The sequence below is a fragment of the Pandoraea sp. NPDC087047 genome (assembly GCF_044745225.1).
GTDB lineage: Bacteria > Pseudomonadota > Gammaproteobacteria > Burkholderiales > Burkholderiaceae > Pandoraea.
The window spans coordinates 50562-73806 of the sequence record NZ_JBIUZU010000007.1 but is presented as its reverse complement, the minus strand read 5'-3'; the positions used below and the strand labels follow the sequence as shown (position 1 = coordinate 73806).

Sequence of the window (23245 nt, the reverse complement as noted above, 5' to 3'; positions counted from 1 at the left end):
AGGGGTTGCGTTCGATGGAGTTAGTGTCGCGCGGGGCCGGTGACGAAGTCCTCACGAAAAATTAACGTTTTCGTGATGATCGGGAAAAGCGGGAATAACGGGCGGGAAAGCGGGTTAACCGCGCGCTATGGCGTGGTTGGCCCTTTGAATCGCTGGCGACGACGCCCGGCGCAGCGCTCAGGCGGACTGGGCGGGCTGGGCGGCTGGGCGGCTGGGCGGCTGGGCGGCTGGGCGGCTGGGCGGCTGGGCGGCTGGGCGGCTGGGCGGCTGGGCGGCTGGGCGGCGGGACGGCGGGACGGTGGGCAGGGCGTCTCGCTCGCCGGACTCACTCGTCGTCCGGATCGACCGCCTTGCCGCCCTTGAGATAGGCGTCGAAGGTCGGCACGTGAGCGTCGAGCAGCGAGCGGATCTCCCGCAGGAGCGTGTCGTAATGCGCGACGAGGTTCTGTGCGAACGGCGTCAACTGCGCGCCGCCTCCCGACACCCCGCCGATATGACGCGTGACGAGCGGTTCGCGGAATTCGTGATTCATCGCCTCGACAAGCAGCCATGCACGCCGGTACGACATGTTCATGCGACGCGCCGCTGCGGAGATCGAGCCCGTCGCGTCGATGGACCTCAGCAAAGTCAGACGCCCGGGGCCGAACACCGGTGTTTCGCCATCGCGAATGCGCACGCGCACGTCGTAACCCGCGACACCCACCGGCGCGGGCACTTTGCCGGCAGCTTCCAGCGCCTCGGCCGTCGCCAGCAATTCGCGGGCGAGCGAGTCGTCGCGCTGTGCGGCTTCGGGCGCCGGTGCCCCCGCGCCCGCCGGCACAGGCTTGTCCTGACGACGCTCAGCCGGCATGGTTGCCCCACATCACGATGACGATCAGAACCAGCAAGGCGACCACCCAGGGCCACCAACGCGCCATTTTGCCGCGCGTGGAGGGCATGTCGCGTGTGGCGGCGTCCGTGGCGAGCGCGGCGGCCCCCTCGCCGTCGGCGGCAATCGGATCGAAGGGGCCGATGGGATCGTTCAGTTTGCGATGCGGCGAGAGGGCGGCCGTCAGACGGCTGAAGAATTCGTCGGCGAGCTTGCGGGCCGCATCGTCCACCTGCGGCGCATCGAGCTGTGCGAACTCGCCGCCGAATTGCGCCTTCAGGTCATAGGTCAGCAATGTGTTCATCGGTCCTTGCGGATGCAATGCAACGGCGGCGCGGCCGCGCGTGAGCCCGGCAGACGAGCCCAGTCCGTCGAAATTCAATGTGTACGAGGCCGGTGCGATCACGTCGGCGAGCGTCATGCGGCCGGTCCAGCGACCGGCGACCGGGCCCAGCGCAGCGGCGATGACGATGGTCCAGGTCTTGTCGTCGATGCGCTCGATCGACTCGCACCCCGGAATACACCCTCGCAACACGCCCGGGTCGTTCAGTGCGATCCACACGACGTCCCGTGCGACCGGCAACTGCTGACTGTTCTGCAGTTCCATTGCCCCCTCTCCTTAGCGTCCGCGGCGAGCGAACCCTCGTCGGTATTGCGGCGTTGTCTCGAACATCGAACTATTGTGACATGAGTTACCTCACGTCAGATCGCGGCTTCGACAGTTCGTCCGTGGAACGTGCAAACGCTCGCCCTGGGCGCCGGAGCCCCCCAGGTGGCCCATGCCCTGCCTACCCCGCAAAGGCACGGGAAGGCCGCCAGCCCCCCGGATGACCGGCGTATCGGGGCAAATACAGCGCGCGCCAAGGCGCGATATACTCGCCGCATCACATCGAGCAGCACTTTATCGGCAACCGGCCCCATTTTGTTTGCCGGCGCGCTCGCGTATTGGCGAAGGAAACGTGCTATGGACAGTGTCGATCTCGAAGTGCTGAAGTCTGCCGTGCAGTGGACCCGTGCTGGCTTTTTCGTCACGCTGGGCACCGTTGTGCGCACCTGGGGCTCTGCCCCGCGTCCCGTGGGTTCGATGCTCGCGATCCGTGAAGACGGCCATATGGTCGGCTCCGTGTCGGGCGGTTGCGTCGAAGACGACCTCATCGCCCGCATCCGCGAAGGCGACTGGCCACAGGATCGTCCGCAGGTCACCCGCTATGGCGTGACGGCCGAGGAAGCCCATCGCTTCGGGCTGCCGTGTGGCGGCACGCTGCAACTGGTGCTCGAACCCGTACGCGAGACGTCGCGCATCGCCGAACTGCTCGACACCATCGGGAAATTCCGTCTCGTCGTGCGCGAACTGGACATGAAGACGGGCGCGGTCCGTATGGCGCCGGGCCATCACACGCCGTCGGTCGAATTCGACGGCGAGCGTCTCATCACTTCGCACGGCCCGCGTCACCGGCTCGTGGTGATCGGTGCGGGACAACTCTCGAAGTACGTTGCGAGCATGGCGTGCGCGCTCGACTATCACGTGATCGTGTGCGATCCGCGCAGCGAGTATGCCGACGAATGGCAGGTGCCCGGCACCGAACTCTCGCGCGAGATGCCCGACGACCTCCTCGTGCGCCTGCAACTCGACTCGCACAGCGCCGTGCTCACCCTCACGCACGACCCGAAGCTCGACGACATGGCGTTGCTCGAAGCGCTCAAGTCGCCCGCGTTCTACATCGGCGCCATTGGCTCCCGGGTCAACAACGCGCGACGCCGCGAACGTCTCTCACTGTTCGATCTGAGCACGACGGAGATCGAGCGGCTGCACGGGCCGGTCGGCATGCATCTGGGCGCGCGTACGCCCGCAGAAATCGCCGTGGCGATTCTCGCCGAGATGACGGCGATCAAGAACGGCATCGCTGTCACGCAGACGTTTGCCGTGCGATCGGCCGATGATGCCGATGATGCCGATGACGACGCGCATCACGACGATGCGCCCGCCGCGCAGTGCCATAGTGCATAGCGCATAACGACGCGCGAAAAAAAGCGCCGCCATGGAGAACATGGCGGCGCAACTCGCTCACTCGTTGCAGAGTGGTACTGCCTGGTACTGCCTGGGTTACCTCATCGTCCGTGGTACTTCACTTGCACAAACCGATCGGCACATCAGTCGTGCGGCCACAGAAATGTTGCTACGGCGTGTCCCTTGGCGGAAACCTTCACATCCTTGGTCATGGGCTTGCCGTTGTACGTCGCCTTCACGGTGTAATTGCCTTCGGGCAACTTCACCAGCATGAACGGTCCCTTGGAGCGCGTATCGAGCACCGTGGTGCCGCCATGCATGATCTGGACCTGCGCGTCGGCAACGTACTCGTTCGCGCCGTCGCCCCGTGCAGCCATCTCGATGGACAGCGGCCAGCGCGACGCTTCACGTTTGAAAGCCCCGGACTCGTCGCTGTCGATACCGCCCGAGACATACGTCACATTGCCCTGCTGCATCGACGGCGGCAGCATGCCGCCCTGCGCATGGGCGACGGAAATTCCGCCCAGACTGCCCGCCAATGCTACGGCCGTGGCAGTTGCCATCGACCAGCGTTGCCATTGTTGTCGCCACATGTTCGACCTCCCGTTTCATGACTTCACGATGCCGGATCGTACCGGTGGTGCGGTCACCGGTACCGAAGGTAGTGCGTGGCATCCCGTGGGTGCCTCGCCCGGCGCTTAGCCGAGGTCGACCGGGATGAAAATCTGTTGCCCGTCGCGCTGCACGAGTAACGCGACATTGTTGCCCGCCTTCTTGAGCTTGTCGCTCAGTTGCGAGGCACTCGTCACCGGCGTGCCGTTGAGCGACAGAATGATGTCGCCCGCCTGCACCCCGGCCTGCTCCGCCGGACCTCCGGCACGTGCGACCAGCAAACCGTTCGTGACCTGCGCGGCGCGTTTCTCTTCAGGCGACAGTTCGCGAACCGCCAGCCCCAGCCGGCCGTGAGTGGCCGAATCGTCCGTGCTCGCCACGTCCTTCTTCTCGTCGAGCGCGGCGATCTTCACGCTCACGTCCTGCTTCGCACCGTTACGCCACACCGTGAGCGTGGCCGTCTGGCCCGGACGCATATCCGCAATCTTCTCCGGCAACTGCACCGAATCGTCGATGGTCGCGCCGTTGACTGCCAGAATCACGTCGCCCGGCTTCAGATCCGACTTCGCGGCAGGACCGCTCTTGTCGATGGACGATACCAGCGCCCCCGTGGGCTTGGGCAGACCGAACGACTTCGCCAGCGATTGATTCACTTCCTGAATCGCGACACCGATACGTCCGCGACTCACCTTGCCGTACTGCTGAAGCTGCGTCTTGACCTTCATCGCCATGTCGATCGGAATCGCGAACGACAAGCCCTGGAATCCGCCGGTGCGCGAGTAGATCATCGAGTTGATGCCGATGACCTCGCCGTTCAGGTTAAACAGCGGCCCGCCGGAGTTACCAGGGTTGACCGGCACGTCCGTCTGAATGAACGGCGTGTAATTCTCGTCCGGCAACGCTCGCGCCTTCGCCGAAACGATACCGGCCGTGACCGTGTTGTCGAAGCCATACGGCGAGCCGATCGCCACCACCCACTCACCCGCCTTCGACTTCGACGGATCGCCAATCTTGACTGTCGGCAAGTTCGACGCGGCAATCTTGAGCAACGCCACATCGCTCGCCTTGTCGCTGCCCACAACCTTCGCCTTGTACTCGCGCTTGTCGGTGAGCTTCACCGTCACCTGACTCGCATCGTCGACGACGTGCGCGTTGGTGAGGATGTAGCCGTCCGGGCTCACGATGAAGCCCGACCCGAGGCTGCGCGTGGGCCCGCCGTTGTCGTCACCGTCGTCGCCGCCATCGTTGCCGGGCGCGCCGTAGAAGTGACGGAAGAACTGGAACAGCGGATCGTTCTGATCCATGCCCGGCGGCAACTGATTGGCGGTCGAGCCGTGTTGCGCCGACGGTTTCCCATCGTGCGTCACACTGATGTTGACTACGGCAGGTCCGTATTGTTCCGCCAGTTGCGAGAAGTCCGGCACCAGCATGCGCGGCGCGGTATTTGGGGTGTTCTGCGCATCGGCGACGGGGGTCGCCGCTGCGCTGGCATCGGAAACCATTTCCGAGGCGAGCGGCGCCTGCCAGTGCTGACGGCCGGCAACGTAACCGCCCGTCAACGCAACGAGCACGGCACTGGCAACCAGCGTACGAGTGAGCTTCGAGGTCCGCATGAGTCTCTCCTTACCGACGACCACGTTTGAACATGACTGTGATCGTAGAGAGACTCCCTTAAGACAACCTTAAGACGCCGTTGACGTGCATTGAAGTGCTCAGACGTGCGCGACGGCCCGCCGGGCGGGAAAAGCGCCTGATGTGACTCATCGAATGCCAATGAAAGGTTCGCCGAGTGCTATACGTTACGGCGGCAAGCGTTTGAAGGGGCAACTCGCGTCATTCGCCTTGCGTGTAACGTATCCCGCTGTCTACGGTGGCAAGGTGGTGCAATCCCGCGCCGCATGTTTTCGCCCACAGGAGAATCACGATGCTTACGACCCGTACGCTCCCTATGCTCGATACGCTCGGTACGATGGATATGTCGGATGCACAAGCCGATCGCCAATCTCGCCGGGCGACGCGCTGGATGACTGCCGCTGGCGCCGCGCTGTGTCTGACGTTCGCGGTATCCGCTCACGCGGCTCCCGGCAGTGGCAATGCCATCGGCACGCAGGGCCCGGCCGATTCGACCCCGATGCAAGGGCAGATGTCCGGGCAAACGCAAGGTCAGATGCAGGGCCAGATGCAAGGCAAGAACGAGATGTGCGCGAAGGATGCGGCGTCCGATAAGGCCATTGTCGGCAAGTCGCTCACGGAGGCAAAGGCGATGCTGGAAGGGTGTCAGTGGCGCATCGGTATGCAGGACGGCAAGGCGATGCCGACGACACGCGACTACCGGCCGGATCGTCGCACGCTCACGATTGAAAACGACAAGGTCACGAGCGTGACGCGCGGATGAGCTCCGGCATCCGTCGAAAGCGCGGCGCCGGCGGATTCGCCGGCACCGCGCGGGAGATCAGAGCGCCGGGGGCACCGACGTCGCGCCACCGAAGCTCACGCGTACACGCAGCCCCCGTCCATTGCGTCCATCGAACAACTCCACGCGAGCGCCGTGCGCCTGCGCGATGTTACGCACGATGGCGAGACCCAGTCCGCTTCCCTGCACTCGCGGCGCGGCCGTGTGATCTTCCTGAAGGTCCGGATGTTCCGGACGGCCAGACGCCGACCCATCGGGCGACACCGCGCCGTTCCCCGACGCTGCGCCACCGCGAAAGAAACGGTCGAACACGCGCTCTCGCTCGGCTGGCGCGATGCCCGGCCCCGTGTCCTCGATCTCGACCACCGGCGATGGCGTTGCCGACACCAGACGAACATCCACATGGCCGCCACGCGGCGTGTACTTCAGTGCGTTGTCGACAAGATTGCCAAAGAGCGTCTGCAACGCGTTCGCGTCGCCGCGCACGCGACTGATCGCCGCCAGCGCGTCGGGGGCGTCGAGTCCGAGATCGATGCCGCGTGCCACGGCCAGTGTCGCATGATGCGCCACCACGTCCTGCAACAGCGGCGCCAACGGCATATCGACGAAGGCCGCTGCCGCGCGCGTGACGTCGGGCTCCTGCCGCGCCAGCGTCAACAATTGCGCCACCATATGCGACGAGCGCCGCACGCCGTCGCGCAAATCGCGCATGGCTTCGGCGCGCTCGGCCTCGGTGTGCGCCCGTTCGAGCAACTGCACCTGAAGTTGCAGCGCGGCGAGCGGCGTGCGCAATTCGTGTGCGGCGTCGGCCACGAAAGCCTTCTGCTGCACCAGCGCTTCGTCAAGCCGCCCGAGCAGGCTGTTGAGCGCGCGCACCAACGGACGCACTTCGTCCGGCAATCCCGCCTCGGGAAGCGCGTCCAATGCGCCCGGCGCACGTGCATCGAGCGCCTTCGTCACGCGACGCAACGGCTGCAATCCGCGTCCGACCACGATCCAGACGAGCAACGCGAGCAGCGGCATCGCCACCACGAGCGGCAACAGCGTGCGCAACGCCATCGACACCGCGAGCGAATCGCGAATCACCATCGGCTGCGCGAGCTGCACGACGTTATCGCCCACGAGGGCCGCATACACCCGCCAGTCGCCGGCGGGCGTCTGCACCGTGGTGAAACCCAATTCGGCACGCGGGGGCAATGGCGTGCGCGGATGCGAGTAATACAGCTCCACGCCGTTGCGGCTCCAGATCTGAATCACGAGACCGCCCGTGTCGTTGTGCACGCCCGGCACGCTCGAGAACGGCTCGGCGGGCAGCGACAACGCCATCTGCTGCAACTGGAAATCGAACAGCTCGTTGGCCTCGGTGCGCGCCTGCCGGAAGATGGCAATGCCCGCGAGCACCAGTGCAACCGCCAGCGTAATCAGCAACCCGACGAGCAGGCGACGACGAATCGAGCGCATCAGTTCGCCTCCGATGCCGTGGTGCCCGGCACAGACGGTGGCTCGTTCATCTGTGCCGGCATCATGTAGCCAACGCCACGCACCGTGCGGATGGCATCCGCACCCAGCTTCTTGCGCAGCCCGTGGATGTGGACTTCCACCGCGTTACTCGCGACTTCTTCGCCCCAGCCATAGATACGCTCTTCGAGTTGCGACTTGGACAGCACCGCGCCCGGGCGGTTGAGCAGCGCTTCGAGCACCGCGTATTCCCGCGCGGACAGCACGACGGGGGCGCCGCTGCAGGTCACCTGACGCGTCGCGGGGTCGAGCACGATACCGCCGTGGCGCAGCAAGGGCTCGCTGCGTCCCGCCTGACGCCGCACCAGCGCACGCAGGCGCGCCGCGAGTTCGTCGAGATCGAAGGGTTTGACGAGGTAGTCGTCGGCGCCGGCGTCGAGTCCTTTCACGCGATCGGCCACGGCGTCGCGCGCGGTTGCAATCAGCACCGGCAGTGTCTGGCCGCGCGCGCGCAACGTGCGCAGCACATCGATACCGTCGCGACGCGGCAGGCCGAGATCGAGCAGCAGCGCGTCGTACGACTCCAGCGAGAGCGCATCAAGCGCGCGCTGGCCGTCGCCGACATGGTCGACGGTCCAGCCGTCCTGGCGCAGACCTTTCATGACGGCCGTGGCGATCATCGTATCGTCTTCCACCAACAAAATTCGCATGGATTGAGCACCGGTTGAGGCAATGTCCGGGCATGGCGTGTGCTTCGCACCAACCACGCAAACAACGTAGTCTAGCGTCGTACGATGTTGCCTTCGAGTGACACTTGCCGGAATTCGACTCATTGTAGCGACAGTTCGTTGCATGCCGGACTTACAATGGCACGCATTACGTCGCGCTGTCGGACACACCGTCAGACATGCATTGCGGCCAACACATTACCGCTTCGCCGCCGCGTCCGCATCGCTTTGCCTGTGCATGTTTTGCCTGCCCTGCACTCGGGCCATACGGTTTCGCTGCGCGCAACACTGGAGAACCTCGCCTGTCATGCGCGTCCCCCGCTTGCCCAGCCCCCCTTCGCTTGCCTCACGTCTCAATCCCGGTCCGCTCGGTTTTTTCAGTTCCCCCGCCAGCATCAACAGCATCGCCCGCATCGCCCGCCAGTCCCGCCACGTAACGACGCATGTCTCGCGCGCCTGCGTTGCAGCGCTGGCCGTCGCCATGGTGATGAGCGCGCCCGTGCAGGCCAAGCCGCTCAAGCACGCGAAGACTCCGAAGGTACCGGTGACGGCAGCGCACGCCACGCCGTTGCCCGCGCCGCTCGCGCGCGCCCTGGCCGCGAGCAAGGTGCCGGCGTCGCACGTGAGCGTGATCGTCGCGAAGGTGGACAACCCGCTGCAAACGCGCGGCGCCATTCCTGCGCCGCTGTTGGCCGTCAATCCGAATGTGCCGCGCAATCCCGCGTCGACGATGAAGCTCGTCACCACGATCGCCGCGCTCGACACGCTCGGCCCCGATTACCGCTGGCGCACGCAAGCGTTCACCGATGGTCACGCCGACGGCCACACGCTCAACGGCAATCTGTATTTCAGAGGGACGGGCGATCCGAAGCTCGTGCCGGAGGAGATGGAGAAGTTCGTCGCGGAACTCCGCAACACGGGCGTGACGACCATCAACGGCGACCTCGTGCTCGACCGCTCGGCATACAGCTCGGACATCGGCGCACAAGGCCCCATCGACGGCGACTCCGATCGGCCGTACAACGTGGCGCCGGACCCGTTGCTGTACTCGTTCAAGGCGATGTCGTTCAGCTTCACGGGCAATCCGAATGGCACCGTCGATGTCGGTGTGCTGCCCCCGCTGGCGAATCTGCAAGTGGCCAATGAGATGTCGCTAACCGATGCCGGGAGTTGCGGCGATTGGCTCACGCGGATTCATCCCACGCTCAGCACGACGCCCGACGGCGCTTACGTCGCGCACTTCTCGGGCGCGTACCCCGCGTCTTGCGAAGACAAAGGATGGAACATCGCCGCGCCCGATCGCGACCGCTTCTTCCTCGGCGGCTTCCGTGCCTTGTGGCAAGCGTCCGGCGGACAGTTCAACGGCAATGTGCGCACGGGCGTGGTGCCGCCGAGTGCGCGTCTGCTGGTCACGCATCGCGGTCAGACGCTGGCCGAGGTCGTGCACGATATGAACAAGTTCAGCAACAACGTGATGGCACGCCAGTTGTTCCTCACGCTGGGCCTGGGCAACGACGGCAAGACGCCCGCGAGCATTGCGCGCTCGCGTGAGGTGCTGAGCCGCTGGCTCGACAAGTACGATCTCGCGATGCCGGGGCTCGTGGTGGAAAACGGCTCGGGTCTGTCGCGCGTGGAACGCATCAGTGCGGCCGAGCTGGCCCGCGTGCTGCAACATGGCATCAACAGCCCGACCGCTCAGGTGCTCGTCGAATCGATGCCGACGGTCGGCGTCGACGGCACCATGCGCAACCGTCTGGTGAACCGCGACGTGGCGGGCAACGCGCACATCAAGACCGGCACGCTCGACGACGTCGGCGCCGTGGCGGGCTATGTCGGCACGCGCACGGGCAGCACTTACGTCGTGGTCTCGCTGGTCAACGATCCGCATGCCGGCAACGCTCGCGGATTCAACGATGCCCTCATCTCGTGGGTGTATGAGAATGCGCCGTGAGCGGCTCCTAAGCGGCTCCTAAGCGAGTCCTAAGCCCTAAGTGCCGCATTCGGCGTAGCCGCCGTGTCAGACGGGATATTTGACGTTTCCCTCTAACCACAACGCCGGCGCGCGGCATTGGCATCAGAATAGACGTTCCATCGGTGTCACCTGCGCCCACTCAACGAGACGCGGGGACACCGTCCAGATGACCCAATCGTGAGGAGACGCGAGGTCATGAACGTCGAGTTGATTCTGCTGGCACTCGCCCCCGTGTTCGTGCTGTGCATCGGCATCGAAGCCTGGTACTGGCGGCGGCGTCGCCCCGACATGTACAACCTCAAGGACACGGTGAGCAACGCCACCCTCGCGCTCATGCATCAGGGCGCGGACAAGCTGGCATGGCTGCTCATCGTGCCGTTTTACGCGTGGCTCTACGACCACCACCGCCGCTACACGATGCCCGGCGGATGGGTTGGCTTCGTGCTGCTGTTCGTTGTGCAGGACTTTCTCTACTACGTGTTTCATCGCGCCAGTCATCGCATTCGCTGGCTGTGGGCGGCGCACGTCGTGCATCACTCGTCCGAGCGTCTGAATCTGTCGACGGCCTTCCGGCAGAGTCTGATGTATCCCGTCGCGGGCATGTGGCTGTTCTGGACGCCGATGGCACTCATCGGCTTCACGCCGAGCCAGATCGTCGGGGTGGTGCTGCTCAATCTCGCGTTCCAGTTCTTCGTTCACACGCAGGCGATTCCGAAGCTCGGCTGGCTGGAGTACGTGCTGAACACGCCGTCGATCCATCGGGCGCATCACGCCCGCAATCCGCGTTACATCGACCGCAACTACGCCGGCGTGCTGGTCATCTGGGACCGAATGTTCGGGTCATACGTCGAGGAAAACGACGCCGAACCGTGCGAATTCGGCATCGTCGACCCGATCCACACACACAACCCGATTACGCTGACGTTCCACGAATGGCGGACGATGGCGCACGACGTTTTCACGATGCAGGGCTGGCGCAACAAGGGGATGGCGTTGTTCGGGCCGCCGGAATGGCGGCACGCGTGGCAGACGGCGCAGAGGGTGCAGATCGCGCCAGCGGGGGCGACGCCGGAAAGCGAATTACCGAGCGGTTCGGAGGCGGCGGGGAAGCATGCAGGAACAGTTGGGGCAGCCCGCAAAACGCTTTGACGCTTTGACGCTTTGACGCTTTGACACTTTGACGCTTCAACGCTTCGACGCGCTCGCCCGCATGGCACGGCTCAGCGGGATCAGAGAGATCAGCCTCGGATCACGCGCGCTCGAACGCCGCAGCCGCGCGACCGAGGCGGTCGCCAACGGCGTCCCACTCAGGCGTATGCGGCAGCCGCTCGAAGAGAATATGCGTGACGTTGGCGCGATCGAGGCGGCGCAGCATCGCATAAAGGTCGGTCGCGAGCCCGCCGGGCGTCGCGGGCAGCACGATCCTCACGATATCGGCGGAGGCCGCAACATCGGCCGGCAACGCGGCCAGCGTCGACGCAAACGCCACAACCGCCACACGCTCGCGTGCAGGACGCAAGGCGAGCGCCGCCGCAAACTGCCCGGCGTCGCACAGATACAGCGGCGTGCGCGGCGCGTAATGCGCCTTGAGCGTGCCCGAAGCGCGCGGGGCATCGCTGTCCTGCCCCGGCATGCGCGGCATCTCGCCCAGCACCTCGGCAATCTGCTCCGGCGTGATATGGCCGGGGCGCAGCAGCGCCGGGAACCCGCGCGACAGATCCACAATCGTCGATTCGATACCGACGGCCGCTTCGCCACCGTCGAGCACATGGACGGTGACGCCCGGCAGTCCGGCGAACTCGTCACGCACGTGCTGTGCGGCGGTCGGGCTCACCTGACCGAAACGATTGGCCGACGGGCCGGCGACACCGCCCTGCCCGCCCTTGATGCGCGCAAACTCGCGCAACAACGCCTGCGCCACCGGGTGCGACGGGCTACGCAAGCCCACCGAATCCTGACCGCCGGAGACGGCATCGGGGATATGCGGGGCGCGCTTGAGAATCAGCGTGAGCGGGCCGGGCCAAAACGCGTCCATCAACTGGCGCGCGGCAGGCGTGACGTTATCGCTCCAGTAGCCGGGATCGCCTTCCGGCGAAAAATGCACAATGACCGGGTGATTCGCGGGACGCCCTTTCGCCGCGTAGATCGCCGCAACGGCCGCCGGATTCTCCGCGTCGCCGCCGAGGCCGTAGACCGTTTCCGTCGGGAAAGCGACCAGCTCACCGGCCGCCAACTGCTGTGCGGCTTGCGTGATGGCGTCGGCCGCAGGCATGACGATACGCGGTGCGTCAGGCGTCGTCATCGCTCAGTCTTCCAGCGGGATATCAAGGCTCGCGGCCGCCGTCACGCAGGCATGGCGCGCTTCGTCGAGCGTTGCGCCGGCGAACGTGATGTGGCCCATCTTGCGGCCCACACGCGCGTCTTCCTTACCATACAGATGCACGCGCGCCGACGGCAGCGCCGCCACCTCGGCCCAGGCAGGTGTGCGCGGCTGATCCTTGGCCTCGCCTTCGAACCAGACGTCGCCCAGCACGTTGAGCATCACAGCGGGCGAGTGCTGACGCGTTTCGCCCAGCGGCAATCCGGCCATCGCACGCACCTGCTGCTCGAACTGGCTCGCAGCGCACGCATCGATCGTGTAGTGACCGCTGTTGTGCGGGCGCGGCGCCATTTCGTTGGCGACGAGCGAGCCGTCCTGGAGAATGAAGAACTCCACGCACAGCACGCCCACGTAATCCATTTTCGTCGCGATCGCTGCTGCGGCCGCACGTGCTGCGTCGGCCAGGGCCGGCGCGGCGTCGGGGGCGGGAACCGTCGTGGTCGCAAGAATGCCGTCGATATGCACGTTCTGCGCGAGCGGATACGTCGCTACGGTGCCGTCGGCTCCGCGCGCGCTCAACACCGACACCTCGAAGGCCAGCGCCAGACGCTTTTCCAGCACACACGGCACGCCGCCGAGCGCGGTGTAGGCGTCACGGGCTTCCGCGGGTGTGCTCACGCGCACCTGCCCCTTGCCGTCGTAGCCCAGACGCGCCGTCTTCAGAATGCCGGGCAGCACGCTCGCGATGGCCGCATCGCCGATGGCAGCGAGCGCCTCGTTCGATTCGATCACCAGATGCTGGGCCACTGGCACGCCGCAACTTTCAATGAAACGCTTTTCCGCCACACGATCCTGCGCAATGGCGACACAGCGCCCGGCGGGGCTCACGGTCGTGGTTTGGGCAAGGAAGTCGAGCGACTGGGCCGGCACGTTCTCGAACTCGGTCGACACGGCCGGGCACAGCGCGGCCAGTTCGGCGAGTGCCGTTTCGTCACGATAATCGGCAACGATCAGACGATCGGCCACGGCACCGGCCGGACAGCGCGGGTCCGGGTCCAGCACGCAGACCTTGTAACCCATCGACTGGGCGGCAAAACAGAACATGCGGCCGAGTTGGCCGCCGCCCAGCATGCCCAGCCATTGGCCGGGGAGAACGGGCGCAGCGGAGGCAGAATTCATCTTCGTTGAGGCGCAGACAGTAGCGGGAGACCTTCGTTTCTTTTACAGCGCGGGCAGCGTCATGCCGCGCGCCGCTTCGGTCTGCTTCGCACGGAACGCTTCGAGCTTGTCGGCAAGCGTCTTGTCGTCGGCGGCAAGCATCGAGACGGCGAACAGTGCAGCGTTAGCCGCACCCGCTTCACCGATGGCGAAGGTCGCGACCGGCACGCCCTTGGGCATCTGAACGATGGAGAGCAGCGAATCCTCGCCACGCAGATACTTGCTCGGCACCGGCACACCCAGCACCGGCACGGTGGTCTTCGCCGCGATCATGCCCGGCAAGTGGGCTGCGCCACCGGCACCGGCGATGATCGCCACCAGACCACGCGCGCGCGCGGCTTCGGCGTAGCGGAACATGTCATCCGGCATGCGGTGCGCCGAGACGACCTGCGCCTCGTACGGCACCCCGAACTCGGCCAGAATCGCGGCCGCGTTCTTCATCACGTCCCAGTCCGAATTGGACCCCATTACCACGCCAACGCGCGGGGCCACGGCTTGTTTCTCGCTCATGTCTTCAGTGCCCCGCTCAGGCCAGTTGCTGGCCGGTCAGGCGCTCGAGCGCCTCGCGGTACTTGGCAGCCGTCTTCTCGACGACTTCATCCGGCAGCTTCGGTGCGGGCGGCGTCTTGCCCCACGGCTGGGTTTCCAGCCAGTCGCGCACGAACTGCTTGTCGAACGACGGCGGGTTGCTGCCCACGGCGTACGAATCGGCGGGCCAGAAACGCGACGAATCGGCCGTCAGCGCTTCGTCCATCAGGTGCAGGCGGCCCTCGTCGTCCAGACCGAATTCGAACTTCGTGTCGGCGATGATGATGCCGCGCGTGGCCGCGTAAGCGGCCGCTTCCTTGTACAGACGGATGGAGATCTCGCGGATCTGCTCGGCCAGTTCGCGACCGATGCGGCTCACCATGTCGTCGAAGCTGATGTTCTCGTCGTGCTCGCCCAGTTCGGCCTTGGCCGCCGGGGTGAAGATCGGCTCGGGGAGTTGCTGCGCGTTTTGCAGACCGGCGGGCAGCTTCACGCCGCACACGGCGCCCGTCGCCTGATAGTCCTTCCAGCCGCTGCCGGCCAGATAACCGCGCACTACGGCTTCAACGAGAATCGGCTTGAGACGCTTGACGACGACCCCACGGCCGGCCACTTGCGCGACTTCATCAGCCGAGACGACCGTCTCGGGCGCCACGCCCGTCAGGTGATTCGGCACGACGTGCGCGAGCTTGTCGAACCAGAAGTTGGCCATCTGGTTAAGCACACGGCCCTTGCCCGGAATCGGCTCGCCCATGATCACGTCGAACGCCGAGAGGCGGTCCGTCGTCACGATCAGCAGCTTGTCGTCGCCGACGGCGTAGTTATCGCGCACTTTGCCGCGCGACAGCAGCGGCAGGCTCTTGAGGGAAGATTCGTACAGGGCGTTCAGAGCGGGGGTAGTCACGGCGGGACCCAATGTCAGGAAGGGCAAAGGCGTAATTATACGCGTGTCGAGGGGCGTTTCACGAAGATGTCGGCCCGGCGGGTTGCCGGGTGCCGACATTTGTCGTCCTGTGCGCCACCGTCCGCGACGTCTGTATCGCCTCTGCCCTGAGCGCTTACTCGGACCCGTTGCGGAAGCGGGGTTCGAGTCGCGCCATTTCCGACGTCTTCACCAGCACCGCCACGACCGAGGCGCGCGAGACCGGGTTCGTCATCTCTTCATTGCGTCGACGGCATCGCCGATACCAGTCCGTGACCGACGCCACGTCGTAAAACTTGTTGTCGCACGTCAGCCCGTAATCGTCGAAGGACACCAACCGCACGGCGTCGGGACTCTCCGGATCGATGTCGTCCTGCGAAATCCGGTCGATGTGCCCGCCTACGTAGCTTGGGGTCAGAAAACGTACGCCACGCAGCACGTTGATCTCGTCGCGCAGCCACAGCAGCGCCGTGCCGCTCGGCAAGCCCCCCGAGGCCAGCAACGGCGCGATCCGCTTGAAATTCACTTCGAGAATGTCGGCCAGCTTGCGACGTCCCTTGTCGCTCTGCCAATCGACTTCAACGTCGGCGGTCGCTTCGGGTAACTGCTGCCGGAGCAGGTGCACCTTGCGCTCCCCCCGGGGCGCGCCGCGTCCCGGTGAGCGCAGCATGGTGGTAAGCCGCGAGAGCTCCGCAATGAGATCGAAGCTGCGTGACGACATATTGATGTGGTGATCGCTGACCTCGGCGCGTTGGGCGATGACCTCGGCGCAAAGCAAGCTGCGCAGGCGTACGTCGCCGCCGCCGAGTTGCAGCGCCGCGCTGGCGATCACCGCGCACGGCCGGGCAATGCCGCGCTCCGAGCATACGAGCGCGATCTTGCCCGGATTCTGCCGCATGAACTCGGCCACGCCCCTGCCTGAGCGCCAGAGCGTCTCCCCGTCGATCCGACCGTCGAAACGCTCCATACCGGTGAATTCCATGAACTGGACGTGAGACAAACCACCGTCAAGACGCTCGGGGGCCTTCTGCGCCTGCTGCGCCGACGACTCCCTCGAGCGCACGCCTCGCCGGCTCGCGGCGGTGATGTAGTCACTGATCGGCCGCTCCTGATAGCCCGAACTGTCGGCCGTTTCGCCGGCTTTGCCCGATTGGGGGCCGTGTTGCATCTTCCCCGGCTCGACGCAGAAGACCGCGCCGATCTGCGGATGCGCCTTGAGCAGGCGCGTAAGCACCTGCGCCTCTGCCGCCGAAGCCGTCGGCCCGACGATGAACCGGTGTTCGCCCAGGTTGACAACGCCATAACGCGTGCATTCGCTGCCTAACCGGATCAGTTGCCGGGTGTTGACGCCATAAAAATCGGCCCATTCTTGCGCGGCCACGCCTGGCGGCACCCATTCCGGTTCAGGATCGTCGAACGACCAAAGGCAGAGCGGCGGCGCGGCGTCGGCCTGACGACCGGCCGCAGTGCCCGTGCGGGTGTCGGCGCCACCACGCCAGTCGGCGGCCATCGTGCTCGTGCCCGCTACCGGTACGGGCGGCAAAGCCCGCGACGAGGTCTGACGCGTGGACGTCGTCGAACCGGCAGCAGCAGGGGGAGCGGCCGTGGCCGAAGCCCGGTTGACGGTGCGAGTCATCGTCTCCGTCATCGGATGCGCCCGCGAGAGCGGCGGAGACGATTCGGGGGCACTGGACCGGCCAAAACACCAGGCAAGGGAATTAGGTACGCGATTCGACGGCATAGGCAACTCCAGGGAGCCCACGGACATGGGCTGGGTTTCGAGAGGCACGGAGACTGACACGCCGCGGGGTGCCGGACTTCCGGGAATCGCCCAATCCTTGTCGCTTTGCCCCCGTGTCGGGAGACAACTGCGGGTGGGGGCTGGGATTTCACGCCCTTCCTCCGGCGCGGATGTTGCCTAGAATGGAAACGTTCACCCGACGAAGGGGCTGCCATGACGATCGCATCGACTTCAGTCACAGTCCGGCAGCCACGCGCTGCCAGGCGTGTCATGCAGGCCTCGCGCGCCGCGCTTTCCGCGCTTTCCGCGCTTTCGACGCTCGCCGCGCTGTTGGCGCTCTGCGGCGCACCCGCGCTGGCGCAAACGACGAACCCTCACACCGCGTCACAGCCAGCGGCCTCCGCGCATGCGCCCGTGCATCGGGCGACGGCGCCGCGCGCGGCGTCCGCCAGCGGCGCGTCGGCCACCACCGCCGGGGCCGACGACCGCCCGGTGCTGCCGCGCCTCATCGCCATCGCCACCCCGGAAGACGACGACATCCCTCGCTTCGCCCTCTATGCGGCACGCGACATCGAACAATTGGGATTGCAGTTTCCAGCCCAGGCCGACAATGCGTCGCCGGACTCGGAGGTCGTCATCACGATGAGCCTGCGCGACAGTGCGACCACGCGCATGCGCGACTTCTCACGCCAGCATATGAACGAGCCGATGACACTCGTCGTCGACGGTGTGGATATGCTCACCGCCACGATCCGCTCGGAGCTTGGCGGCAAGTTTCAGTTGCAGATGCCAAAAGAAAAGGCCCGGCTTCTGTTCCAGCGAGTGCTGGCCAAAGCCGGGCCTACGACCTGAGCGGTGGCGGGCTACGACGGAAGATCCGCCAGCGTCACACCGCCCGGGCCGGGCAGCCAGCCATGCGGGACACGCGAAACCTGTCCGGCATGGCGCAGGGGCGCCTGATTACTTCACGATCTGAGCGAGATCGCCGCTTTTGTACTTCTCGGCCATCTTTTCGAGCGAGACCGTCTTGATCTTGCCGGCCTGGCCTTCGCAGCCGAACGACAGATAGCGCGCCTTGCAAACCTGCTTGGCGGCTTCGCGCGCGGGCTTCAGGTAGTCGCGCGGGTCGAACTTGCTCGGGTTTTCGAACAGATAGCGACGAATCGCGCCGGTCATGGCCAGACGGATGTCGGTATCGATGTTGATCTTGCGCACGCCGTGCTTGATGCCTTCGACGATCTCTTCGACCGGCACACCGTACGTTTCCTTCATGTCGCCGCCAAATTCACGGATCTCGGCGAGCAGTTCCTGCGGCACCGACGACGAACCGTGCATCACCAGGTGAGTGTTCGGAATGCGGCGGTGAATTTCCTTGATGCGGTCGATGGCGAGAATGTCGCCCGTCGGCTTGCGGCTGAACTTGTAAGCGCCGTGCGAGGTGCCGATGGCGATGGCCAGCGCGTCGCACTGCGTCTGTTGCACGAAGTCGGCAGCCTGATCCGGGTCGGTCAGCAGTTGCTCGCGGGTCATCGTGCCGTCGGCGCCGTGACCGTCTTCCTTGTCGCCCTTCATCGTCTCGAGCGAACCCAGCACGCCCAGCTCGGCTTCCACCGTCACGCCGATGTAGTGCGAGAACTCGACAACCTTCTTCGACACTTCGACGTTGTATTCGTAGCTGGCAACCGACTTGCCGTCGGCTTCGAGCGAGCCGTCCATCATCACGCTCGAGAAGCCGCTCTTGATGGCGGCCATACACACGGCCGGCGATTGGCCGTGATCCTGGTGCATCACCACCGGGATATGCGGATAGGCTTCCACGGCAGCCGAGATCAGGTGACGCAGGAACGCTTCGCCAGCGTACTTACGGGCACCGGCCGAAGCCTGCATGATGACCGGTGCACCGACTTCGTCGGCGGCGGCCATGATCGCGGAAACCTGCTCCAGATTGTTGACGTTGAAGGCCGGCAGACCATAGCCGTTTTCGGCGGCGTGGTCGAGCAGCTGTCGCATAGAGACTAGGGGCATGATGTTCTCCTTGGAATCACAAAACTAAGCAAATCTTTCCTCGATCCAGAGGCGCCCCTCATGACGACAGCTCGCGCGCGGCGTGGCTTGTGCGCTGTGCACGCCTCGCCGCACTCGCGCGGCCTGCTTCGTCATGCGTGGCCCACCTGGACGATCTTCAACGTATTGGTGCCGCCGGGTTGTCCCATCGGCTCACCCACCGTCAGCACGATCGTGTCGCCGCGCTTGACCACGCCGCGCGAGAGCAGCAGTTGTTCTGCCTGCTTGAGCGCGTGATCGCGGTCGTGCGTCGCATCCGCACGCATCGCATAAACGTTGCGATAAAGCGCCATCTTGCGGTGGCTGCCGAGCTGCGACGTCAGCGCAAAAATCGGCACATGGATCTTGTGACGGGACAGCCACAACGCGGTCGCGCCCGACTCGGTCAGCGCCACGATCGCTTTCGCGCCAAGATGATACGCGGTAAACAGGGCACCGGCGGCAATCGTTTGGTCAATGCGCGTAAAAGTTTGGTCCAGCCAGTCGCGATCGAGTTCCACCTCTTCCGAGCGCTCGGCTTCGACGCAAATCGCCGCCATCGTCTCGATCGTCTCTACCGGGTACTTGCCCGCCGCACTCTCCGCCGAGAGCATCACGGCATCGGTGCCGTCGAGCACCGCGTTGGCGACGTCCGACACTTCGGCGCGGGTCGGCACCGGGTTGTAAATCATCGACTCCATCATCTGCGTGGCCGTGATGGTCGTCTTGTTCATCGCGCGCGCGAGCTTGATCATGCGCTTCTGAAGTGCCGGGACCGCCGCGTTGCCCACTTCGATGGCCAGATCGCCACGAGCGACCATGATGCAGTCCGATGCCGCCAGAATCTCTTCGAGCGCCGGAATCGCTTCCGCGCGTTCGATCTTGGCGATCATCAGCGGCTTGATGCCGTACGGCTCGCCCGCCACGTTCGCCAGACGCCGCGCCATTTCCATGTCGGTGGCGTTCTTCGGGAAAGAGACCGCGACGTAATCGGCGCCCAGCGCCATCGCGGTCTTGATGTCTTCCATGTCCTTGGCGGTCAGCGCCGGCGCCGTCAGCCCGCCGCCCTGGCGGTTGATGCCCTTGTTGTTCGACAGATCGCCGCCGACCTTCACGGTCGTGTGGATCTCGCTGCCGAGCACGCGATCCACGATCAGCACGATCAGGCCGTCGTTGAGCAGCAGCACGTCGCCCGTGCGCACGTCGCGCGGCAGTTCCTTGTAGTCGAGCCCAACGCGCTCGTCGTTACCGACGTCGCACTCGGCGTCCAGAATGAACCTGGCGCCAGCCTGGAGCGTGGTCTTGCCGTTCTCGAACTTGCCGACGCGAATCTTCGGCCCCTGCAAGTCGGCCATGATGGCCACTTCGCGGCCCGCCGCCTTGGCGGCCGCGCGCACCATTTCGGCACGCTCGATGTGATCCTGCGCCTTGCCGTGCGAGAAGTTCAGGCGAACGACGTCGACGCCTGCGGCGATCATGCGCGAGAGCACTTCCGGCGTGCTCGATGCCGGACCGATGGTGGCGACGATCTTGGTGGAGCGGTTCATTACATCCATCTCTTCATCCTCTTTGGGTAGCAGCGCGTTCGACATTGCTGGCGCTTAGAGGGTTGTAACGCAATTAGCCCGCCGCAGGTTAACCAAAAAGTTCGTATTGTCAGTACGAAATCGTTTGATTCGATCTCTGATGTTCGCAATAAGACGATCGAAACCGCTCACTGCGAACCCGATCCGGACCTTACCACCTGCCTGCGAGCCCCACCCCACCTGACTTTGCGCGATCCGCGCGATCAGTTCGACTGGGCGGCGCGTTGTTGCAGCACGTCGACCGCCGGGAGCGTCTTGCCTTCAAGGAATTCGAGGAAAGCGCCACCACCGGTGGAGATATAGCTGACCTGATCGGCGATCCCGTACTTGGCGATGGCCGCGAGCGTATCGCCACCGCCGGCAATCGAGAAGCCCTTGGCAGCGGCGATGGCGCGCGCCAGGGTTTGCGTACCGTGACCGAACTGGTCGAATTCGAACACACCCACCGGGCCGTTCCACACAATGGTGCCGGCGCTGCCCAGTTGCTCGGCCAGCTTGGCGGCCGTTTGCGGGCCGATATCGAGGATCATGTCGTCGGCGGCCACGTCGGCGGCAGCTTTCACGCTCGCTTCGGCGGTGGCGCTGAATGCCTTGGCGCAGACAACATCCGTCGGGATCGGCACCGACGCACCGCGCGCGGCCATGGCGTCGATGATGGCCTTTGCCTCTTCGACCAGATCGGCTTCGGCGAGCGACTTGCCGATCGGCAGGCCGGCGGCCAGCATGAACGTGTTGGCGATGCCACCGCCCACGATCAGTTGGTCGACCTTGTCGGCGAGTGTCTTCAGAATGGTGAGCTTGGTGGACACCTTCGAGCCGGCCACAATCGCCACGAGCGGGCGCGCCGGCGCGTTCAGCGCACGGCCCAGCGCTTCGAGTTCGGCGGCGAGCAGCGGGCCTGCGCAGGCGACCGGCGCGTATTTGGCGATGCCGTGCGTGGTTGCTTCGGCGCGGTGAGCCGTGCCGAACGCGTCGTTCACATAGACGTCGCACAGCCTGGCCATCTTCTGCGCCAGTTCGTCGTTGTCCTTCTTCTCGCCCTTGTTGACGCGGCAGTTCTCCAGCAGCACCACCGAGCCGGGGGCCACGTCGAAGCCGCCGTCGACCCAGTTGGCGACCAGCTTCACGTCGCGGCCGAGCAGTTCCGACAGACGCTGCGCCACCGGAGCGAGCGAGTCGGCGGCCTTGAATTCGCCTTCCGTCGGACGGCCCAGGTGCGAGGTGACCATCACCGCAGCACCGGCGTCGAGCGCCATCTGAATCGCCGGCACCGAGGCGCGGATCCGCGTGTCTTCCGTGATGCGGCCCTCATCGTCTTGCGGCACGTTCAAATCGGCGCGGATGAAGACACGTTTGCCCGCAAGGCGGCCCTGAGCGATCAAATCGGAAAGACGTATGACGGAAGCCATGAGAATCCGGAATAAATGGTGGGAAAAACATACATTTTAACTGATCCGACCGCCCGGATGCCCATTTTGGGGTTCGGGGTTGCGCCTATAGAAAGAGGCGGCCAAGCGTGTAGACGACCATCCCGATCACGATCATCTCGATCATGTTGCGGCGCCAGATGAACCAGCCTGTCGCCGCCAAGGCCGCGGCCAGCTTGTGATTGCCCAGATGCACCGCGAACTGATGGTCGAGCAGCACCACCTCGGGCACCACGATGACGGCGAGCGCCGCCGCCGGGGCGTAGCGCAGGGCGCGTTGCAGGCGCTGAGGCAGCGTCACGCGCTCCCCGGCGAGCATGAAAAATGTCCGGGTGAGAATGGTGATGGCCGTCATTGCCACGAACGCGAACCAGATTTCGAAGGTGCTCATGAACGACGCTCTCCCGAGGTGCAACGTTGCCCGGCGCCCTCGCCCGCTGCGTCGTCCTGCCGGGGGGTGGCAATCGGCACCTCGACCGGATTCTCCAGCGCGAGCCGCTTCGCATGGCGCGCGGCCAGTTCGTCGCACACCATGCCCGCCGCGAGGGCGCCAAGCACGCCCAGCACGAGATTGAGGCGATACGGCAAGTCGAACGCGAGCACGCCAATGAGCGAGGCAAGCGCCACGGCCAGCATCGTCGAGCGGCTGTTGATCGTGTGCACCATCATGGGAATGAGTGCGAGCGTGCCCGCAAATCCGAGGCCCCAGCTATCGGGCACCAGTGCGCCCAGCACGATCCCGAGGATCGACGACACATGCCAGACCGCCCAGTTGCTGAGCGTGATGCCGTAATACGTGCCCTCCTTGCCCGGTACATAGCCGTTCGCAAAGTTCTGGTTCATGAACATCACGAAGCCGAGGTCGCCGTTCACATACCCGAGCGCGATACGCCGCGGCAGCGAAAGGTAGGAAAAATGCGGCTGAAGCCCGGCGCTGAAGATCACGAAGCGCAGATTGACGATGCCCACCGTGAGCAGAATCGTCCACAGCGGCATGCCGGCGGCAAACAAGGGAAGCGACGCGAGCTGTGCCGATCCGGCGTACAGCATCAGACTCATGCCGATGGCCTGCGGCACACTCAGTATCGATTTGCTCATGGCGACCCCGGTCACGAGCCCCCATGAAAAGATGGCAGGTAAAAGCGGCGAAATAATACGAAAACCGGCCGCGAACCCTTCTCGTTCAGCAGCTGGCAGGCGTTGCATTGGCATGGTCGGCTGGGGGGCGAGCGCCGTGAAGAACGACGCGGTGTCTGGCATTGCGGGGCAAAGCGGTCCCGACGGCGCCCGGCACGCCCAGGATGACCGCAGGAGGTCATGACGCCCGCCAGGGTTGCCGGAGTGTCTCTTGAATATATTCATCATTGGCGGCGGACGACAGGCCATTATAGCCACGGTAAA

General features: G+C 65.1%; 21 protein-coding genes. 5 read left to right on the top strand and 16 right to left on the bottom strand.

What is annotated here, in order from left to right; genetic code table 11:
• Positions 1–325: 325 nt before the first annotated feature.
• Both ACIPHM_RS14705 and ACIPHM_RS14700 read right to left on the bottom strand, forming a co-directional pair.
• Positions 326–850 (bottom strand): winged helix-turn-helix domain-containing protein, encoded by a 525-nt coding sequence (locus ACIPHM_RS14705; protein ID WP_400329281.1) that lies wholly within the window; start codon positions 848–850, stop codon positions 326–328.
• The gene (locus ACIPHM_RS14700) at positions 840–1475 is read right to left on the bottom strand and encodes a CoxG family protein (protein WP_400329278.1); all 636 of its coding nucleotides are present in this window, start codon (positions 1473–1475) and stop codon (positions 840–842) included. Before ACIPHM_RS14700 ends, ACIPHM_RS14705 begins: the two co-directional genes overlap by 11 nt.
• A 357-nt stretch (positions 1476–1832) precedes the next feature.
• On the opposite strand from ACIPHM_RS14700, the gene ACIPHM_RS14695 reads away from it, so the two are divergent.
• Positions 1833–2876 (top strand): XdhC family protein, encoded by a 1044-nt coding sequence (locus ACIPHM_RS14695; RefSeq protein ID WP_400329275.1) that lies wholly within the window; start codon positions 1833–1835, stop codon positions 2874–2876.
• A 143-nt stretch (positions 2877–3019) separates the two neighbouring features.
• On the opposite strand, the gene ACIPHM_RS14690 is transcribed toward ACIPHM_RS14695, so the two are convergent.
• Both ACIPHM_RS14690 and ACIPHM_RS14685 read right to left on the bottom strand, forming a co-directional pair.
• Positions 3020–3469: a carboxypeptidase regulatory-like domain-containing protein gene (locus ACIPHM_RS14690; protein WP_400329272.1), complete on the bottom strand. Its 450-nt coding sequence runs from the start codon at positions 3467–3469 to the stop codon at positions 3020–3022.
• A gap of 105 nt (positions 3470–3574) precedes the next feature.
• Positions 3575–5101: a DegQ family serine endoprotease gene (locus ACIPHM_RS14685; RefSeq protein WP_400329270.1), complete on the bottom strand. Its 1527-nt coding sequence runs from the start codon at positions 5099–5101 to the stop codon at positions 3575–3577.
• 311 nt (positions 5102–5412) lie between these two features.
• Here ACIPHM_RS14685 and ACIPHM_RS14680 point away from each other — a divergent pair, with 311 nt between their 5' ends.
• Positions 5413–5883, top strand: a complete 471-nt coding sequence (locus ACIPHM_RS14680) for a hypothetical protein (RefSeq protein WP_400329267.1) — start codon at positions 5413–5415, stop codon at positions 5881–5883.
• Between the two features lie 57 nt (positions 5884–5940).
• Here ACIPHM_RS14680 and ACIPHM_RS14675 read toward each other — a convergent pair whose 3' ends face one another.
• Together ACIPHM_RS14675 and ACIPHM_RS14670 are read right to left on the bottom strand one after the other, a co-directional pair.
• Positions 5941–7362, bottom strand: a complete 1422-nt coding sequence (locus ACIPHM_RS14675) for an ATP-binding protein (protein WP_400329264.1) — start codon at positions 7360–7362, stop codon at positions 5941–5943.
• The gene (locus ACIPHM_RS14670) at positions 7362–8069 is read right to left on the bottom strand and encodes a response regulator (protein ID WP_400329262.1); all 708 of its coding nucleotides are present in this window, start codon (positions 8067–8069) and stop codon (positions 7362–7364) included. The genes ACIPHM_RS14675 and ACIPHM_RS14670 overlap by 1 nt, the downstream gene beginning before the upstream one ends.
• A gap of 325 nt (positions 8070–8394) precedes the next feature.
• Here ACIPHM_RS14670 and dacB point away from each other — a divergent pair, with 325 nt between their 5' ends.
• Together dacB and ACIPHM_RS14660 are read left to right on the top strand one after the other, a co-directional pair.
• Complete coding sequence (gene dacB, locus ACIPHM_RS14665; RefSeq protein ID WP_400329258.1) at positions 8395–10038, top strand: D-alanyl-D-alanine carboxypeptidase/D-alanyl-D-alanine-endopeptidase; 1644 nt, start codon at positions 8395–8397, stop codon at positions 10036–10038.
• A 216-nt stretch (positions 10039–10254) separates the two neighbouring features.
• The gene (locus tag ACIPHM_RS14660) at positions 10255–11208 is read left to right on the top strand and encodes a sterol desaturase family protein (protein ID WP_400329255.1); all 954 of its coding nucleotides are present in this window, start codon (positions 10255–10257) and stop codon (positions 11206–11208) included.
• Between the two features lie 100 nt (positions 11209–11308).
• On the opposite strand, the gene ACIPHM_RS14655 is transcribed toward ACIPHM_RS14660, so the two are convergent.
• The 5 genes from ACIPHM_RS14655 to ACIPHM_RS14635 all read right to left on the bottom strand — a co-directional run bounded on the left by ACIPHM_RS14655 (position 11309) and on the right by ACIPHM_RS14635 (position 16683).
• A complete protein-coding gene (locus ACIPHM_RS14655; protein ID WP_400329253.1) occupies positions 11309–12361 on the bottom strand; it encodes an L-threonylcarbamoyladenylate synthase in 1053 nt (350 codons plus the stop codon).
• A 3-nt stretch (positions 12362–12364) separates the two neighbouring features.
• Positions 12365–13558: a 5-(carboxyamino)imidazole ribonucleotide synthase gene (locus tag ACIPHM_RS14650; RefSeq protein ID WP_400329250.1), complete on the bottom strand. Its 1194-nt coding sequence runs from the start codon at positions 13556–13558 to the stop codon at positions 12365–12367.
• Between the two features lie 42 nt (positions 13559–13600).
• Positions 13601–14107, bottom strand: coding sequence for a 5-(carboxyamino)imidazole ribonucleotide mutase (gene purE, locus ACIPHM_RS14645; protein WP_400329248.1), 507 nt, complete (start codon positions 14105–14107; stop codon positions 13601–13603).
• 16 nt (positions 14108–14123) lie between these two features.
• Positions 14124–15014, bottom strand: a complete 891-nt coding sequence (locus tag ACIPHM_RS14640) for a phosphoribosylaminoimidazolesuccinocarboxamide synthase (RefSeq protein WP_400330001.1) — start codon at positions 15012–15014, stop codon at positions 14124–14126.
• Positions 15015–15183: 169 nt separating this feature from the next.
• Positions 15184–16683 (bottom strand): hypothetical protein, encoded by a 1500-nt coding sequence (locus tag ACIPHM_RS14635; protein ID WP_400329246.1) that lies wholly within the window; start codon positions 16681–16683, stop codon positions 15184–15186.
• A gap of 318 nt (positions 16684–17001) precedes the next feature.
• Between ACIPHM_RS14635 and ACIPHM_RS14630 the strand changes: the two genes are divergently transcribed.
• The gene (locus tag ACIPHM_RS14630; protein WP_400329243.1) at positions 17002–17640 is read left to right on the top strand and encodes a hypothetical protein; all 639 of its coding nucleotides are present in this window, start codon (positions 17002–17004) and stop codon (positions 17638–17640) included.
• Between the two features lie 108 nt (positions 17641–17748).
• Here the strand turns inward: ACIPHM_RS14630 and fba are convergent, their stop codons facing one another.
• From fba to ACIPHM_RS14605, 5 genes are all read right to left on the bottom strand, one after another.
• Positions 17749–18813, bottom strand: coding sequence for a class II fructose-bisphosphate aldolase (fba, locus tag ACIPHM_RS14625; protein WP_042112359.1), 1065 nt, complete (start codon positions 18811–18813; stop codon positions 17749–17751).
• 131 nt (positions 18814–18944) lie between these two features.
• Positions 18945–20378, bottom strand: coding sequence for a pyruvate kinase (pyk, locus tag ACIPHM_RS14620; protein WP_400329239.1), 1434 nt, complete (start codon positions 20376–20378; stop codon positions 18945–18947).
• Positions 20379–20620: 242 nt separating this feature from the next.
• Positions 20621–21826 (bottom strand): phosphoglycerate kinase, encoded by a 1206-nt coding sequence (locus ACIPHM_RS14615; RefSeq protein WP_400329236.1) that lies wholly within the window; start codon positions 21824–21826, stop codon positions 20621–20623.
• 85 nt (positions 21827–21911) lie between these two features.
• A complete protein-coding gene (locus tag ACIPHM_RS14610; RefSeq protein ID WP_400329233.1) occupies positions 21912–22235 on the bottom strand; it encodes an AzlD domain-containing protein in 324 nt (107 codons plus the stop codon).
• A complete protein-coding gene (locus ACIPHM_RS14605) occupies positions 22232–23050 on the bottom strand; it encodes an AzlC family ABC transporter permease (RefSeq protein ID WP_400329231.1) in 819 nt (272 codons plus the stop codon). Before ACIPHM_RS14605 ends, ACIPHM_RS14610 begins: the two co-directional genes overlap by 4 nt.
• Positions 23051–23245 lie beyond the last annotated feature (195 nt).

What these genes read in the sequence shown, in the direction of transcription:
- ACIPHM_RS14705 (WP_400329281.1), bottom strand. Translation starts at nt 850, where the DNA reads ATGCCGGCTGAGCGTCGTCAGGACAAGCCTGTGCCGGCGGGCGCGGGG.
- ACIPHM_RS14700 (WP_400329278.1), bottom strand. Translation starts at nt 1,475, where the DNA reads ATGGAACTGCAGAACAGTCAGCAGTTGCCGGTCGCACGGGACGTCGTG.
- ACIPHM_RS14695 (WP_400329275.1), top strand. Translation starts at nt 1,833, where the DNA reads ATGGACAGTGTCGATCTCGAAGTGCTGAAGTCTGCCGTGCAGTGGACC.
- ACIPHM_RS14690 (WP_400329272.1), bottom strand. Translation starts at nt 3,469, where the DNA reads ATGTGGCGACAACAATGGCAACGCTGGTCGATGGCAACTGCCACGGCC.
- ACIPHM_RS14685 (WP_400329270.1), bottom strand. Translation starts at nt 5,101, where the DNA reads ATGCGGACCTCGAAGCTCACTCGTACGCTGGTTGCCAGTGCCGTGCTC.
- ACIPHM_RS14680 (WP_400329267.1), top strand. Translation starts at nt 5,413, where the DNA reads ATGCTTACGACCCGTACGCTCCCTATGCTCGATACGCTCGGTACGATG.
- ACIPHM_RS14675 (WP_400329264.1), bottom strand. Translation starts at nt 7,362, where the DNA reads ATGCGCTCGATTCGTCGTCGCCTGCTCGTCGGGTTGCTGATTACGCTG.
- ACIPHM_RS14670 (WP_400329262.1), bottom strand. Translation starts at nt 8,069, where the DNA reads ATGCGAATTTTGTTGGTGGAAGACGATACGATGATCGCCACGGCCGTC.
- dacB (WP_400329258.1), top strand. Translation starts at nt 8,395, where the DNA reads ATGCGCGTCCCCCGCTTGCCCAGCCCCCCTTCGCTTGCCTCACGTCTC.
- ACIPHM_RS14660 (WP_400329255.1), top strand. Translation starts at nt 10,255, where the DNA reads ATGAACGTCGAGTTGATTCTGCTGGCACTCGCCCCCGTGTTCGTGCTG.
- ACIPHM_RS14655 (WP_400329253.1), bottom strand. Translation starts at nt 12,361, where the DNA reads ATGACGACGCCTGACGCACCGCGTATCGTCATGCCTGCGGCCGACGCC.
- ACIPHM_RS14650 (WP_400329250.1), bottom strand. Translation starts at nt 13,558, where the DNA reads ATGAATTCTGCCTCCGCTGCGCCCGTTCTCCCCGGCCAATGGCTGGGC.
- purE (WP_400329248.1), bottom strand. Translation starts at nt 14,107, where the DNA reads ATGAGCGAGAAACAAGCCGTGGCCCCGCGCGTTGGCGTGGTAATGGGG.
- ACIPHM_RS14635 (WP_400329246.1), bottom strand. Translation starts at nt 16,683, where the DNA reads ATGACTCGCACCGTCAACCGGGCTTCGGCCACGGCCGCTCCCCCTGCT.
- ACIPHM_RS14630 (WP_400329243.1), top strand. Translation starts at nt 17,002, where the DNA reads ATGACGATCGCATCGACTTCAGTCACAGTCCGGCAGCCACGCGCTGCC.
- fba (WP_042112359.1), bottom strand. Translation starts at nt 18,813, where the DNA reads ATGCCCCTAGTCTCTATGCGACAGCTGCTCGACCACGCCGCCGAAAAC.
- pyk (WP_400329239.1), bottom strand. Translation starts at nt 20,378, where the DNA reads ATGAACCGCTCCACCAAGATCGTCGCCACCATCGGTCCGGCATCGAGC.
- ACIPHM_RS14615 (WP_400329236.1), bottom strand. Translation starts at nt 21,826, where the DNA reads ATGGCTTCCGTCATACGTCTTTCCGATTTGATCGCTCAGGGCCGCCTT.
- ACIPHM_RS14610 (WP_400329233.1), bottom strand. Translation starts at nt 22,235, where the DNA reads ATGAGCACCTTCGAAATCTGGTTCGCGTTCGTGGCAATGACGGCCATC.
- ACIPHM_RS14605 (WP_400329231.1), bottom strand. Translation starts at nt 23,050, where the DNA reads ATGCAACGCCTGCCAGCTGCTGAACGAGAAGGGTTCGCGGCCGGTTTT.